Source organism: Aporhodopirellula aestuarii (assembly GCF_023701485.1).
In the GTDB taxonomy this organism is placed as follows: domain Bacteria; phylum Planctomycetota; class Planctomycetia; order Pirellulales; family Pirellulaceae; genus Rhodopirellula; species Rhodopirellula aestuarii.
Window position 1 is genome coordinate 81,057 of sequence record NZ_JAMQBK010000078.1, and the last position, 17,586, is coordinate 98,642.

The 17,586-nt window shown below is 58.1% G+C and carries 1 protein-coding gene; it reads left to right on the top strand.

What is annotated here, in order from left to right; all coding sequences use genetic code 11:
- The first annotated feature begins 429 nt into the window (after nt 1–429).
- On the top strand, nt 430–17,319 hold the full coding sequence (locus tag NB063_RS25910) for a GEVED domain-containing protein (RefSeq protein ID WP_250931935.1): 16,890 nt from the start codon (nt 430–432) through the stop codon (nt 17,317–17,319).
- Nucleotides 17,320–17,586 lie beyond the last annotated feature (267 nt).

The window sequence follows — 17,586 nt, forward strand, 5'->3', positions numbered from 1 at the left end:
CGCGTGAGACGACACCTTTGGGGGGGACGCGTCGGAGCGTGGGCGCGTCAAGAGTGTGCGACGCGCAAACACCATGGAACTTTTGTCACATTGAAGGCGTCAGATCGCCGGTACGAACGTCGCGACCGGTGCAATCGTTTTGTCCGGTCGCAAGAGGCGCAAACCCTGCCCAGAACGTGTTTTTCGTTGCTATGCCGGACGTCCCGACTACACTCGCAACGTGAGAGAGAGCACATCCTGCGCAGGTCCCTCATCTTATCCAGACTCACATTCTCAACCCACTCACGTTTTCAGGCCTCTCGCGAGGCAGGCTTCCACGTATTGATGGGCTTTGAGGGTGTTATTGCAACATGAATTTCAGCTTCCTGTCCCCCAATCACGCATCCACTTCGGAACGCGGATCCTGGGGGCGGTATCACGAGGCCACTGATGACGATCGGTAAACCGGGCAAACATTCCTCAGGACGTAGTTTCCGCGAAAATCTCGCCACTCGGCTGGGATTGGGCGGCAATGAAGCCACGCAACGACGACGCGGAAAACGCACCTCCAGTGTGCGCGAGCGACGGGCATCCATCGAGCGTCGATTGCATTCGCAATCCCTCGAGCCACGGCAGTTGTTGGCTGGGCCTGAACTCATCGGAATCCAACCCAACAGCGGCGAACTGATCCGTGGTGGCACGTCGATCGAGTCGACACCGCTGTTCGGAACCGATCTGCTACAGACGGCCCCCAACGAGCTGCGATTGCGATTCGACAGCAACTCATCCATCGACGTGGCAACGTTGCTCAACCCGGCCACGGCGAACGACGACACGTTGTTGCCACTGGGACTGAGCATCACCCGCGCGGGCAGCGACAGCCGATTTGAGACCGCGACCGCCCTGACCGACTTCGGTACCAGCGTCAACTCGAACGTCAACAATCGCGTTGAAGTTGAATTCCGCGCCGCAGCCCCTGGCGTGTCTGGAAACGACACCGTCGTCCGAATCACGAGCGCGAGCGTCGCCGGCAGTGCCGCGCCGGTTGTGATCGCCTCGGTCGATCCTGATCTGAAAACGATCGACATCCGCTTGAACACCAACGCGCCTCGTGCTGCGACCGTTCGCGACCTGATCGAAACACTGAACAATCACCCCACCGCCGACCAGGTTGTCACAGCATTCTCGGTCCACGGTTCGACGCTGACCGCGATCAACAACCGGCTACCGGCCGGCGGTCTGACTTTGACTCTCGACGGTGCCAACACCGCCCGCGCGACCACGGACTTGGGTCTCGGCGACGCCACCCAAGTGCGTTTCCTGGCCAATCAGTCGGGAGCCTCAGGCCGAGACATCAGCGTCAAAATCGTTCCGACGAACCTGGGCTCATCATCAACACCGTTGGTCAGCGTCTCGAACAATGTGATCACGGTCCGGATCAACTCATCGGCCAGCGCCCCAACGTCGGTTGGTCAATTAGTAACAGCCATCAATAATTCGGCGACCGCGTCGAACCTCGTGACCGCGTCGCTGCAACGGGGCAGCACGGCGAGTCTCATCCCGACGACATTCACTACCGTGACCACGGCCACCCCATCGGGCCTGGCTCTCTCTGGCGCGAGTGACACAGTCGTGTCCCCCGGGTACGTAGGCATTGGCGATACGCCTAACGAAGTCGTGTTCCGATTTGCCGAACCGTTGCCTGATGACACCTACCAAATCGAAATCTACGGCGAAGGCGAACGAGCACTTACCAACACGGCAGGTGAAGCCTTTAACGACGGCGTGGATTTCGCCGTGCAGTTCGCGATCAATGCCCCGCCACAAGTCTTGGCTGTTGTTCCGGAACCCATTACCAGACAGTCGGATGGTCGACTGATTTCGGAACCCAACGTCATCGAGGTTTACTTTACCAGTGACGTCAACGACTCGGTCTTCAACCCTGAGTATTACACCGCTGTCTTCACGCGCGACACCGTCACCGGTGGCGACGACGAAGCGATCAAACCGTTTGCCGTCGAAGCACTCGATGGCCGCACCGATGCAGTCCGAGTGATCTTCAACTCGCCGTTTTCACGCACACCGGATCCCGACAACCCGGGATCTTCGATCGAGGGTTCGGTGCGTTTCCGAATCGGCGACGACACCGCCTTGCCAGCGTCTCCGATCGAAACTCCGGTCACCGAAGCTCAATCGGGTGACAGCATTTTCCGCAACGCGGCATCGCCGATCAGTGAACCGGGGCCGATGGTCCTGACGAATTTCACCGGTGTCAATCTCACGCAGACAAGCGCGATCCGTCTGACCGGTGGCAGTATCGAAAACACCCTCGGTGAGATCCTGCAATTCCCGGGCGGCACGAGTTACGAAGGCGTCCGCGACATCCGTCCCGATGATCCGACCGCCAACGACCGCGTCGTGCCTTTAGGAATTTGGCGTACCGAAGGAGATACGACCCCCGGCATCAGCACGATCTATTACAACTTCCCAAACGAGTGGCAAGGCGAAGACTACGGGACGCAAACCACAGACCTGAACGAGACCTACAGCAACGCGATCACCGAACAGCAAAAAGAACGCGTTCGCGAAGTCGCTTCCTTGTTCAGTGAATACCTCGGCATTCAATTTATCGAAGTCGGACAAGACGCTGCTGCCGCAATCACCAGTCCTGCTTTCACCGGCGAAGTCGGGCCTGTCTACAGCATCGGTGTGGGTGAATTGTCGAGCACCTTCGACGGAACCACCGCACGCGTTAACAGCGAAGCCGGCGGTGTCACGGTGGCGACCCGAGAACTCGATGATTTGGGCAACACGTTCTTGCCGCTGCTTGCTGATACGCTCCCGGTTAACGGAAACCAACTGATCGTTCTCGACGGTCAAGACTTTGATCAGAGCACCGATGACTTCACCGGCGGTGAATTCTTCCGCGGCGTGTTCTTGGGCATTGGCCAGTTGCTCGGCTACGGTTATGCCGATCACCTTCCCCAGCCCATTACCCAGTCGACCGACTCGGTTCTCGATCCTGTTCAACCGGTTCAAGATGAAGTCCCGGCGACGACAGCCGAACTGTTGCAACCCAACGAATCATCGTTCCCAAGTCCAGCAGATATAGTCAACGGGCAGTTCTTGTATCGCCCCGAGAGCAATGACATTGACCTGTATCAGTTCACGCTCGCCAACGCCGGGACGCTGAACATTTCGACGATCGCCGAACGATTGGCTTCGTCGAGCACGCTCGACACGATGCTGCGTCTGTACAAGATTGAAGGCGGCGTGCCGATCGAAATCGCTGCTAACGATGACTACTTCAGCAACGACTCGATGATCGAAATCGAAGTCGAGAAGGGAACCTACGTCGTTGGCGTGAGTGCCTCGGGCAACGATCAATATGATCCGATCATTGCCGGCACCGGTATCGGTGGCGTCAGTGAAGGCGACTACGAAGTCGCGATGACATTCACCCCAACCACGACCGCCGCATCGGCCATTTCGGACGGATTGAATGTCCTCGACGGCGACGCCGATGGCGAAGCGGGCGGTTTGTTCCAATATTGGTTCGAACCCAATGACGCCAACAACACCGTTTACGTTGACAACTCGGGTACCACCAGCGGAACCGGGATTCTCGGTTCGCTGACGAACCCATACCGAACCCTCGCACAAGCGTTCAGTGGCGTTGAAAGCCGACGTAGCACAGCGAACCCGGTCGAAGTGATTCGCGTCGTCAGCGACGGCACCTACAAGATCGGCCGGACTCAGCTCGGTTCGGCGTTGAGCAACGGTGAATTGACCACAATCGACGTTCCCAAAGACGTCAACCTGATTCTCGATGCCGGCGTTCGTTTTGAAATGTCAGGCAGCCGAATCGGCATCGGCAGCACGTCAGCGTCGGTCGACCGCAGCGGCTCGTCGATCCAAATTCTCGGTACCCCGGACAATCCTGTCGAACTGGTCGGCTTCGGAACCAACCCGCAAAAGGGCACCTGGGGCGGCATCGAAATCCGTGGCGATATCGACTTTGCCGACGACAGCCGCACCAACATGGAAGAAAATGGCGTCTTCCTCAACCACATCCAATACGCTGACATTCGAAACGCCGGTGGACCGGTTCGAGTGGATGGAGCGACGCGGACGGTCTCCGCGATCGAGTTGGCGGAATCTCGCGCGACGATCATCAACAGCATGATCACGCAGTCCGGTGACGCCGCAATCGCAGCGACGCCAAACACGTTCGCCGAAACGCGTTTCGATGAATCCCGCTTCCAGAACGAAATTGCTGCCGGTGCGGGTCTGTCGGACTACTTCACCAGCGACTTCGTCCGCATCGGACCACACATTCGTGGCAACACGATCACGGACAACACCTACAACGGCTTGCTCATCCGGATCAACACTCCGAGTGGTGGTAGCACCGAAACGCTCGACCTCAACGCGCGGTTCGATGACACCGATATCGTTCACATCCTGATCGAAAACCTTCTCATCGAAGGCAACCCGGGCGGTCCGGTCAGTTTGAGCGAGAGCCCAAGTCTGTTGCTCACCCAAGCGACGGCCCGTGTGAACACGCCCACGATCGACTTCGGTGACATCCCTCAAGGGCAATATGCCTACCGGATGACCTACGTCACCCGCGACGGATTTGAAAGCACCGCGAGTGACGCCAGTCTAACGGTCACGTTGTCGGCAACCGGCGCCATCGCCCTGTCCAACTTGCCGACCGTTGCCTCAGGTGCGGAATACACGGGACGTCGTTTGTACCGTGCTCCTGTCACCGGAACCGATGCGAACGGACAGCCGATCTACGGCGAATTCACACGAGTCGGTCGACTCAACACGTCTGATACTTCGTTCACCGACACGATCGCAATCGGCCTGACTGCGTTGGATCCCGATCGCGTCGGCCCCGCCAGCCTCGCTTTGTCGGGCCGACTCGATCCAGGCCTGACGATCGATCCAGGTACGATTGTCAAACTCAACGACGCACGTATCGAAGTGACCTTCGGTTCGCGACTGTTCGCCGAAGGTACCGACACGGCACCCGTCGTGCTGACGAGTTTAAACGATCGTCGTTACGGAACTGGCGGAACGTTTAATACCAACGGTCTCGCCCAAGATTCCACACCGGGCGCGTTATCCGCCGGCGAAGCAGGCGATTGGGCAGGCATTTACGCCGCGTTCGGCGCGGATATTTCGATCGACCACGCTGTGATCGCGGGCGGTGGTGGCGTGTCGCGAGTTGAGGGCGGCTTCGCCAGCTTCAACGTCATCGAGGCACACCAAAGCGATCTGCGAATCGCCAACACGCGTTTCGAAAACAACGATGACGGTCGCTCGTTCGTCAACGACAGCAGCAACAGCAACAACAATCCCGACGACCCACTCGAATCACGTGTCGGCCGCGTGAACAACGCCAGCGGCACGATCTTCGTTCGCGGATCACAACCGGTGATCATTGGCAACACGTTCATCGACGGCAATGGTCCGACGATGACCTTCGACGTCAACAGCTTCACCTGGCAAGAGCAAACCGACTATGGACGTTCGACCGGTGCGATCGACGCGATGGAACTACGAGGCAACAGCGGTCCGTTGATCAAGGGCAACCTGATCGACAACAACAGCAACAGTCTCGCTGGACTCGAAGTCCGCGGCGGTACCGTCGCCACTGAAGTCGTGTGGGACGATACCGATATCGTTCACATCGTTCGAGATACCATCGAGATCCCGAACCAACACATCTACGGCGGCCTTCGCATCGAGAGCGATGCACGTGCCTCTTTGGTCGTGAAATTCGACACGCTCGGTGACATTCCCGAGCAAACGGTCTTCATTTCCGCGAGCAACACCGCCACCGAACCGGCGGACCTTCCAGTTCCGGGTGATGCTGCTTTCGTATCACTGGGTTCACTCGACGAACCGGGCGAATTTCAGTCCGTCACCCCCGCAGACGCTACCGATATCGATTTCGGGATCGAACTCGGCGACGATTACGTCGAATTGACGATTTTAGAAACGGTCAGTGCACAGATCACCGACAATACCTTCAACGGCATTCAGATCAGCCCCGAATTTGACCTGGGAGCCTTCGATAACGCGACACTCAATATCGGCGGAACGACTCTCTCCGGTTTCAACAACAGCCGTCTGATCGTCATCGACGGCGTCATGTTCCTCAATCTCGCAGGTTTGACGTTCCAACCGAATGATGTCGTTCGCATCAACACCGGAACGATCTTCCCCGAGAGCGACGTTCCTTTCCAAGAAGACGCGTTGCTGCGGCGGCAAGCGGGAATCGTTGTTGGTGGTAACACCTACACGGCCGAAGACGAGCTGATCGGAATCGCTGATCGCATCGGCGGCAGCCTGCAAGTCATCGGACAACCGGACTTCCCCGTCGTCATGACATCGCTCGCCGACGACAGCGTGGGTGCCGGATTCACGCCTTCGGGCCTGGCAAACCTGAATACCGACGGAGCCGACAACAGCCCGACGGCGGGTGGATGGGACGGCATCGTGATCCGCGAAGCGGCCTCCGATTCCAACGCATCGATTACGTCCGAAAATGAACCATCTAACGTGGGCCTCAGCGACACGAATGCGGTCGCTAGCCGTGCACAGTTCCTCGGCGAGATCGCTCCGGACAGCGCTTCGGGTGATGAAAGTCGTCGTCTCGGTTTGATCGTCGACGGTGAGTTGTCCAGTTCGAGTGACGTCGACGTCTATTCGTTCGTCGCCGAAGCCGGCACGCAAGTTTGGCTGGATATCGACCGTACCAATCTGAGCGTTGATACCGTTATCGAACTGGTCAACGCCAACGGCCAAACGTTGGTCCTTTCTGACGACGCGATGGCGGAAGCCGCGTTGATCGAAGAACTGCTGAGCCTCGACGCCGCTGACCCCACCACAGCCGCTCGACGTGAAGAGCTGCGAACGCTGATCAGCGCACGCACAGGCCGTGGCAATCAAGCACTCGATATCGACTCAATCTTTGGATTGGCAACCGGTCAAATCGACGCCAGTGCAGGCTTGGCCGCCTTCCAAGACAACTATTCGATCAACAGCCGCGATGCCGGTCTGCGGGTGATCCTGCCGGGTTCCGTCGGCCAACGCACGCTCTATCACGTTCGTGTCCGCAGTGCATTGTCGACCAGCTCCAAAGGCAACCTCACCAGCGACGGCAAGAGCCCGATGGTTGTCGGCGATACCAGCAACGTTGCCGACAACGAAGAATCGCTGTTGAATCAAACCGGTGGTCTGCGAGCGGGTCTGACCAAGGGCTCGTACCAGTTGCAAATTCGGATCCAAGAATCCGACGTTACTCCAGGGACGCAGATCCGTTACAGCGACGTGATGTATGCCGACAACGGCGTGCAGATCATCGGCGGTCCGTTGCACAGCCCACTCGCCGGAGAAGATTTCGAAACCGCCAGCGACAACGGCACCTTCGGCAATGCTCAACGTCTCGGTCTTTACGACACTCAATTCACCGGCGACCCGGCACTCGATCCGGCAGCCGTCGTGCAGCCTGATGGATCGATCTTGATCTCGCGTGACTCCGGCACCATCGACCGAGTTGATGTTCAGCTCAACAACGGAGCCGGCCCACTGTCGTCGGACCGCTTGGCCAAGAACATCTCCGGCTTCATCGACGACATCAACGATGTCGATTGGTTCGAATTCGAGATCGAGTATCAACAACTCACTCGCGACGATGCCGAAATGTATCTCGCGACCGTGTTCGACATCGATTACGCCGACGGTGCATCCCGCGCCGACCTTTCGCTGTATGTCTTTGACGCGGCAGGTAACCTCGTGTTGATCGGGGGCGACTCGAATATCGCCGACGACCTCAATTCGTCTGGCTCGGCGAACACCTCGGATCTGTCACGTGGTTCGTACGGCACCGCTGACCCTTACATCGGCTCGGCGGAACTCCCCGAAGGCACGTATTACGTTGCCATTTCCAACAAGTTCCAAGCACCGGCGCAGTTGGATCAATTCACGACTCGCAACCCAACCAACCCGTTGATTCGCCTCGAACCGATCGACAGCACTCGACGGATTGCCGAAGAAGGCTTCGAAAACCTCGGCCTCCCTTCGGATTACACGCAAGTCGCCGAAGGCCCGGTCGTGCCTGTCTTGTTCGATAACAATTCGATCATCGATCACACGCTCGACGACGTCTTCCTGTACGTCAACAGCGGCACGCAACTGTTCCTCGTCAACCCATTCACGGGTGCCCGGTACGCAACCCTCGGCGGATTCGGAACCACCATCCGCGACGTCGCCTTCACCGCCAATGGTGAATTGTTCGGTTACACGGTCCCACAACAACTTGACGACGCGAATTACTTTTACGCCCGCATCGACACGGCAAACGCGACATTAACACTGCTCGAAAACACGGGCATCGCAACGTCTCACGATCAGGAAATCGAGACCGACGCCGTTCAAGTTCTCGACCAAGACAGCGATGATGGTTTGATCGTGGAAGCGATCACGATTCGCGACCGCTTCGGTTCAGAGACTGGTTACTTCGTGGCCGACCGGCCACAAGTTCGCCAGGGATTAACGCCGTCTGCTACGTTCAACCGTCAAGGTTACACCACCAACATCCTGTACGCGTTTGATGAAGAAACCGGTGAAGCCACCGGCCCTGACTTCAACCTCACGCTGGCCAACGCCGGTGCCGGTACGGACATTCGCGAAGTCGGCCAGATCGACACGAGCGAGGATCCGGATGACGGACAACCCGATCAAGCCAACGTGCTCGGAATTTCATCGGCAACTGCGGTCAATTCGGCCGGTGTCGCGGTCCCACAATTGTTCGACGGCGACAACTTCACGCTGACCAACGGTACGCAGTTCGTCACCTTCGAACTCAACCAGGGCTACACGCTGATTTCGTCAAGCCCGGCGACAATTCCTAACGGCACGACCCTCTCCGTGTCTCTACCCGGTCGCACGCCGGTTACATTCGAGTTAACCAATGCTCCCGATCCGACAACGCCGGGTAACATCGTCGTCAACATCGACCGAACGGCGAGCAACACGGTGTTTATCGAGCAGCTCGCTGCAGCAATTCGGGCACAAACACCAAGCATTCCGGTCTCATTCAAGGGAACCCAGTTGGCATTCCCGACCGCGACCGCGGTCACGCTGACCCCGCCAAACGCCAACCCGGTGACGGGCATCTCGCTCAGCGGAAGCAATCTGGTGCAGACCGGTAACGTGGCGGTCACCCTGTTGCCAACCGACTCCGCCGAAACGATCGCCAACCGCATCGTGCAAGCCATCGCGACGCAAAACGCGAGCGGTGCTTTGCCGACGGTCATTGGCACTTCGCTCGGCCGCGCCGTGCAAATCACCGGTGTCGTGGTAAGTGCCAACTCCGCTGCCGGAAACCTTCGTTTGGGCGGCTTCGCCAACGGTGGATCCATCACCGGTATCGAATTGGTCGGCAACAATCTGTATGCCGTCTCCGATGCGGGTGGACTCTACGTCGTCCCGTCGGGACGACTCGGCGTCAACGGAAGTGCGGGTAGCAATGCCAATGTCGGCCAATACATCTCCTCGTCGACCGACCTGATCGGCATCAATTTCTCCGGTCTTCGGGCAGGCCCGAATAGCCTGCGAGATGCCGAAGGACGACAAATCCTGTTCGGCATCACGAGCAACGGTGACATCCACGCGTTCAACCTCGATGGCGAATTGCAAGCGGTATTTGCTGGCGGACGCACGTCGATCAGCACCGGTATCGGAAACGCGCAAGGTCTCGACTTTGCGACGCTCGATTACAACCTGTGGCACGTCACCGACGCCCGCGACTCGGACGATGGTCACGGCATCAACGAAGCCTTCCATGGTGCTCGTCCCGACCAGGGCAACGCAAACAGTTCGCTCGTGTTCAACTACACCGCACAAGCGTTCAACGGCAACTACCTCGCCGGTGAAGCTCCCGTGCAAAACCTCAACACGGCAGCCGAAAACGTCCGTCAGGACGGACAAGCGGTTCAGAACACGTACAACTTCCCCGGTGGTGCACGCGGAACGGTTCAGTCCAACGCGTTCTCTTTGGCGGGATACTCGGCAGCAGATTTGCCGACGATGTACTTCAATTATTTCCTCGGAACCGACGGCGTCGACGAAGACACCGCAAGCACCAACGATTCGGATTTGTTCGCCGAAGACCAAGACACGCTTCGCGTTTACGTCGTGGATCAATTCGGCGTCGAGCATCTCGTCGCGACCAACAACGAGTCGCGTCGTGACGGCCTCTTCGACGATGAGTTTGACGACCCGTTCCCATCCGGCATTTACGACGACTCGATTGACGTCGATGTGCAGCAGCTTTACGACAACACCGGAACATGGCGTCAAGCACGCGTGCCGTTGGGCGAGTTCGCCGGTCAGAGCGGCTTGTCGTTGCGAATCGAATTCTCAACAGCGGGAACAACTTCGACGCTGACAGACGAGATCCGAACTGTTGCGGCGAGCGAGTTAATCGATGGCGAAACGCTAGTCATCAACGGTGAGACTTTCTCAATCGACCTGGCCCCCGTGGTCACGTTCTCCTCGGGAATCTCGCTCCAACAGCTCTACCAAGACCAAACCGCGACGTCCACGTTTACCATCGACGGCCAGACCTATCTGCTCAACGATGGCACCCGTACCGTGCCAGCCGGAGTGATCTCGATCAACTTGCTCGCCGATCGCCCCATCGGTACGACACTCGCCGCTCTAACCGCAGGTGACATCGCCCGCACGGTCGCCGACACGTTCGATCGCCAAGTGGACTTGAATCGAATCCTGCCAACGGGAACCGAGATCGAAGAGTTTTACGACAACAATCCGATTCCGATCGGTTCTGATCCGGACACCTATTACGCGCAAAACCCAGACAAACTCTTCACCGTCTATCTCAACGGTACCGAGTTCGTTCTTCTGGACACCGACACCCAACGAAGCGACTTGACACTCGGCTTCAACAACGACTTGTTCGCCCGTCGCCAACAAGTCGATGTGCTCTCGTTGTTCCAACTCTTGTCTGCCGATGGTGCGGACATCACATCGCTTGACGATTTGTCTGCGGACGACGTCGCATTGGTTATCGGAAACTTGATTGGCGAAACCGACTTTGCGGTCGACTACAGCCAACTCGTTCCGAGTGCCACGATTCTCGACAATTACTACACCAATAGCGATGTCGTTTTCATCGTCACGATCGACGATATCGAGTTCGTGCTCAACGATGGGCTACGAACCGTTACCGGGACGCAAGTATCGGTGCCGTTGGGTACCGACGTCACCCAAGCCGACATCGCAGGCGAACTGCAAGCGATCGTGGAGTCCACCTTCGGCATCCAAACGCCGGTCTACACTTCGATCGACCAGTTTGATTTCAGCGACCCATCGGACCCGACCGATCCATTCGGCAACCCCAATCCGGCTGGCGAAACCGGCCGCAACGACCTGACATATGAAGCCACCCCGATCGATTACGAGGGCGGCAACTTGGTCGTCAACGGTCGAGGAACGCTGGGCACGATCACCTCGACGTTGATCACCAACCGTGGTGACATCGACCTGGTGAGCATCGACAACCTCGTTGCCGGAACGACCGTGAGCGTCAGCGTGACTTCGGATCAGCCGGGCGTCGACAACAATGTACGATTCTTTGACGAGTCGGGTATCGAACTGCTCGCCACCGGCGGTGGGGTTCTCGCGGTGGAAAACATCGCCGACGGAACGATTTCGGTGGTCATCCCGAGCGACGGGTTGTACTACATCGGCATCAGTGGGCCAGAAAACTCGACCTACGATCCGCGGATTTCGGGCACCGCTGACGCCGCACAAACCGGCGGTTACGCGGCGACCATCTCGATCGAAGCCGACATGAACATCACCGCGGATGGCGCGAGCGTCGAGTTCGGCGGTGCCGGTCTGGTGAGCGTTGGTGCCGCCCAAGTGACCAACGGTGCCGCGGACGGATTGTCGGCGAGCAACCAAAACCCACTGACCGGAACTCCAATCGTGGTCAGCCGCAGTGATACCGCCGCAGAGGTGGCAGTCGCGTTGCAAGCCGCCTTGGCAAAACGATTCGCCGGTGGTGACACGACTTTGATCCCGGTTGCTGGCTCGGCAGTTCGCTTGCCGCAACTGACTTTCGACGATGACCTACTCGGACCGTTCGTCTCCACGGCAGAGCGATACGGCGATCAGTTCGGTGGGAACTATCAAGCCGGAGCCTCGGCCAACGACGCCGAGGGTGCCTACATTGACGACATCATCATCGGTTTCGCCGAACGCGGTGAAATGGTCACCGCGGCGACTCCGATCGGTGCCGAGGAAGGGTTCGTTGACTCGGGCGAACTATCGCTGACGTCGCCTGCGGAATCACCGCGTCCGACCTCATCGGGTTCCTACCAACTCGAAATCCGCGACGCGTCGGAATACATCGCTTCGGGTTCGGTGCTCACCGACTTCCCGAACTTGACCGATGCCCGGTTCCGTGCGTTCGACACGAACGAGCGATTGGTCTCCTCGAGCGTTTCGTTGGTCACCAACCCCGCGTCTGAAATCCTGGACGGATCGACCTTCACGATCGCCGGCGATAACAACCGCGTGACGTTTGAGTTTGACATCCTTGATGCAGCCGGAAACAGTAACGGCTTTGCTCAAAATGCGAACCGCGTGCTCGTTCAAATCGCCGCCGACGCGACTGCGGAAGTGGTCGCCGACACGATCATCGGCCGCATCAATTCGCAACAGGTCAGCACCGTTCTGGGCGTCTCCGCGACGCGTGGCAACTTGACCCGAATCAACACGCCAGGCAGTGTTGCAGACACTCGCATCAACCTCAACGGCGCGACCTCGATTCGCACCAACGCGATCGGAGCTACCGCGTTCGTCTCGACCACGACTGAGGATCTTCGCGGGGATACCAACCGTGATCGCACCGAACAGGGCGTGATCATGATCGAGAACAGCCGGTTCATATACAACGAAGACGCCGGCGTGCAGATCTCGCGTGATTCTTCCGAGTCCGTGATTTCGAACGCCCCGATCGACGCGACTCCATCGTTGGTGACTTACGCCCGCAACTTCTTGGAACTCAACACCGAGAACTTGATTCCAGGCGTGGTTATCCGCAACAACACCTTCGCGTTTAACGAAAACGTCGGCATCGACATCAGCGGACTGGAAAACGGTGGCTTTGCGGCACAAAACCCTGTCGGCTTTGACCGGATATTGAACAACACTTTGATCGGTGGATCGATCGAACAAACCGCGAATCTCGGTTCGCAAATCTTCGAATCGACGTTCTTCCCACACGGTGCGATTTCGTTCGCCGATCGTGTGCTCGACGAAGAAACCGTCGCGGGCCCTGACGTCGAAGAATCGTTCACGGATAGCGAAGCCGCGCTCGGTTCGCCTGACTGCTTCGGCGTCTCGACAACCGACCCAGAGAACGGTCTGTTCACCTTCTCGCTCGGTTCGGGCGGAAGTGCAGTCTTCGCGTTCGACGACAACTTGCTGACGGGCAGTTCGAGCAATCCTTCTGCGGTGATGGGCGTCGGTGACGGCATCGATGACCTCGTGATTTTCGAAACGGGTATTCCGGAACGCGTTCGCGTCGAAATCAGCCGTGACAATATCACCTACTTCAACGTCGGCGAGATCTTCGGACTCGAAAACAAAATTGACCTCGACGCGTTCGGCTTTGGTTTGAGCGATCGATTCTCGTACGTACGCTTGACCGACCTCTCGCCTTCGGGAACGAACAACTTCGGTGCCGGCGGTGCTGACATCGATGCCATAGGTGCGATCTCAACCGTCCCGCGTGACCAGTACATTGCCGGCCAAACGGGCATTCAGATCCAAGACAACTCCGCGCCGACGTTGCTCAACAACGTGGTCAGCAATTTCCAAGTCGGTCTGGCGGTTGCCCCAACCCCAACCCTCGCGAGTGGTCTAGTTGACGTCTCGGCCAGCCTCACGGTGATCGGCGGAACAACATACTATCGAAATGATCAGGCGTCTCTGATCGGCGGTATCGCTGGAATTGGCCAATCGGCCCAGTTCATTGACGCCAGTGACTCAGTCTTTGTTGATGCGTTCAACTTGATCTTCACGCCTCAGTCGCGGACGCCGATCATTGACAGCGGTATCGCGTCACTCGAAGATCGCGCATCGTTGATTTCGCTGCGTAGTTCGCTCGGACTTCCTTCGAGCCCGATCCTGGCACCGATCTTCGACGCCAACGGTCAACTCCGTGTCGATGACCCGAACTTCGATACCTCCTTCGGTGTCGGACTGAGCGGTTTCATTGATCGCGGTGCCGAAGAGCGGACCGACAACGAAGGACCACGTTTTGTCCTCACGTCACCACGCGGCCAAGACCTGATCTTCGACGCAACACGCAATTTGTTCGGTCGCTCGATCACGCAAGGCACGATTTACGACGCCTTTGAGATCCAATTGATTGACGGGATTATCCCCGCCGACACAGGCTACGGTGTGGGTGTGAATGACAACACCGTTACCAGTGAAAATTTGTTGGTGACCCGGTTGGTTGTCGGCAGCACGAGGGTCGAGTTGCTCGAAGAAGGCCAAGACTACAAGTTCTCGTACGAGCCTTCTGACAACACGATCCGGATCACACCGATCGCCGGCATCTGGGCCGACAACGCGGTTTACACGATCGAATTCCTCGGAACCGAAACCGGTAGTGCCGACGGATACAACGCCGTCCTCAAGGCCGAAACCGGGATCGACTACGCCGACGGCGAGAAGACATTTATCGATGGCCAAATCCTCGAGACGGAACTCGGCATCCAACTCGCCGTTCCAGCGTTCGCGTTGACGGAAACGGACTTGCTCACTGGATTGACCGTCTCCGCCATTAACGGCCAAACGATCACCGTCTTTGATGGGATTAATCCTGAAGTCACGTTTGAGTTTGTCACCGACATCACAGAAGAAGTGATTAACGGCATCGTCACCTCGACGGGCAACTACGCGATCCGTTTGCCATCAACCGCGTCGGCTCAGCGAGTTGCGTTGTTGCTGACGCAAGCGATCAACAACCTGTCAGCATCGCAACCGAACGTGTTGAACATCGAAGCGGTTTACTTGGAGGACGATGGCACCAGCACCACGGGTCGACTGCAACTACTCGGCACGCATGCTAACAGCAGGCTGGCGTACATCAGCGTCGAAGAAGACTCGTTGGTCCGTCAAGTCAATCAAGAACTCGATGTGCAATTGTTGCCACAAATCGACATCGACATCGATGGATCACGACTTACCAACTACAACGAAACGATTGTTGTGTTCGACGGCACCCGTGAGGTTGCATTCGAATTCGACACCGATGGTATCGTCGCCGTGGCCAATCCCGATGAAGATCGAGTCGTGTTGGCGGTTGCCGCAGACGCCTCGCTTCGCGAGTTAGTCCAAACGCTGCTGCAAGGGTTCCAGGCCGAAGGTCTTAACCTTCAAGCATCGGGTGCCTCGGGTGTCTTCCGTGTTCGCGGAACCGACGGACCGATCTCGCTGACCGCGGAAGGCGGCGGTGCGTTAGTCACCGGCAACAGCAGCATTGGCGTATCGCTCGGTTTCGGCCTGCAAATCCCCACGACCGAAGGCGAAATCTCCGATGCGGTTCAGGACGGCCAAACCTTCACGATCGCGAACGGCCTGAGCACCCCTGTCACGTTTGAGCTCGACTTCGATGGTGAAATGCTCGACGCAAGTGCTACACCGGTCACGCTCTTTGGTGGCGGTTTCGGGGGCTCACCCGACGCACTCGCCACCGCAATTGTGACTGCCGTATCGACCGCATTCCCAACTTTGACACCGGTTAATCGCGGTGGCGGAACGATTACCCTCGGCGGCGATTCAGACTTCCGCGTCAGTACCGCAGGAACTGTGATCGAACAAGTCGGTTCGCCTGGCGACCCGGCATCCCAAGCGGTTGAAATTCGCTACAACGACGATGCCAACACCGTTGCCGAAGCGTTCGGTGACGCAGCCGTGGCCGCGGGTCTCGGCGGTAGCGACGGAACCGGTGTTCGTCAGATCGATAACCGCGTGTTGTTGAAGACCATTGCGACGCCTATCGGTGACGCCGTGGTGACCGAATTCATCGCTGACAAAGCGGGCAACCGTCTGCAACCGGCCAGCGAACAGGTCAGCTCGCGTGTCGAGATCCTCGTCGGTGAACTTTCCGACTACGGTGACGCATCATTGACATTCGGCGGTGGCCAAAACTACCCGACGACGATCCAGACCGGCGGACCGAGCCACACGATCGTCGACAACGACGAAGACGCGCTGTTCCTCGGAGCTTCGGTTACGGCCGACGTCAATGGATCCAACGACGACCTCGATATCGATGACGGTGTCGTCCAACTGGGAACGCTGCAGCCCGGATTCAGCAGTGACTTTGAAGTCTCTCTGAACCAACGTGCCGGAGCACCATCTCCGTCGCAAACCAGCTACCTCGACGTTTGGTTCGACTGGGACGGAGACGGCTCGTTTGAAGAAGCCGCTGGGGAAGTGCAACGCTTTACGTTCCCCGCCAACACACCATTCCTGGTCAACACGCTGACGGTCCAAGTACCGGCAATGGCCCAGCTCGGTGACGTTCAGGCTCGATTCCGCCTCAGCTACGAAGCGGATCTCGGTCCACTCGGGGCAACTAACGCCGGTGAAGTCGAAGACTACGTGTACACGGTGGTCAACAATCCGTTCACGGCACGAACTCAAGTCGAAGACGTCAACGACAGCGGTGCGGTCACGCCTCTTGATGCGTTGTTGATCATCAACGTGCTCAACGCCAACGGCGGTGCCATTGATCTGTCGAATATCCCACCTGGACTGTCACTGCCGACATATCCCGACGTCAACGGCGATGGCATGATTTCGGCAATCGATGCCCTCCGGGTCATCAATTTCCTCAATGCCAACAACCGCCCTGGTCAGGTCCCAGGCTCCGAACCGCTCGCCGAAGCATCGACCCAGTCGGTTGCTTATTCACCCGTCGCCGACGGGGTCCTGGCAACCAACTCGACGATCATGTTCGATCCGACCGTTGTGTCGCCTACGCAAAGCGTTTCGACACCGGCGGGTGAACCGCTACCGACCGTGGCCGACGCACCGTCGATCGAGGAATCGATCAGCGAATCGTCCAAGACGAGCGTCTTTGACTCGCCCGCGTCGATGCAGCTCGACGGTATCGTCGACTCGCTCGCTCAAGACCTGCAGGACGTACAATCGTCGCGATCGGATGAGAGCGTCTCGGTGCTCGACGATTTTTTCGCCGAGCTGGGGTGAATTGGAGAGAGTTCGAATCAGACTAGGAGATAGACGACTGACGGAAGGTTGACCATTCACGTCACGAGCCCCCCATCGGGAGAGCATTTCTCTTCGAAACGGGGGTCGTGTCGCCGGACGTATCAACCGTGACCGTCGTCAAATCGATGCGTCCAGGCCCGTTCCCGGGTTCCCTGCTCCCGTTTCGGAGCTGGGACGTGCCGATTTGAGGAAACTCTTGCCGGGTTTCTCGCGTCTAACCACCTACTGGCACCGCCTGCGCGTTCC

Coding starts and splice junctions, on each gene's coding strand:
- NB063_RS25910 (WP_250931935.1), top strand. CDS start 430: ATGACGATCGGTAAACCGGGCAAACATTCCTCAGGACGTAGTTTCCGC.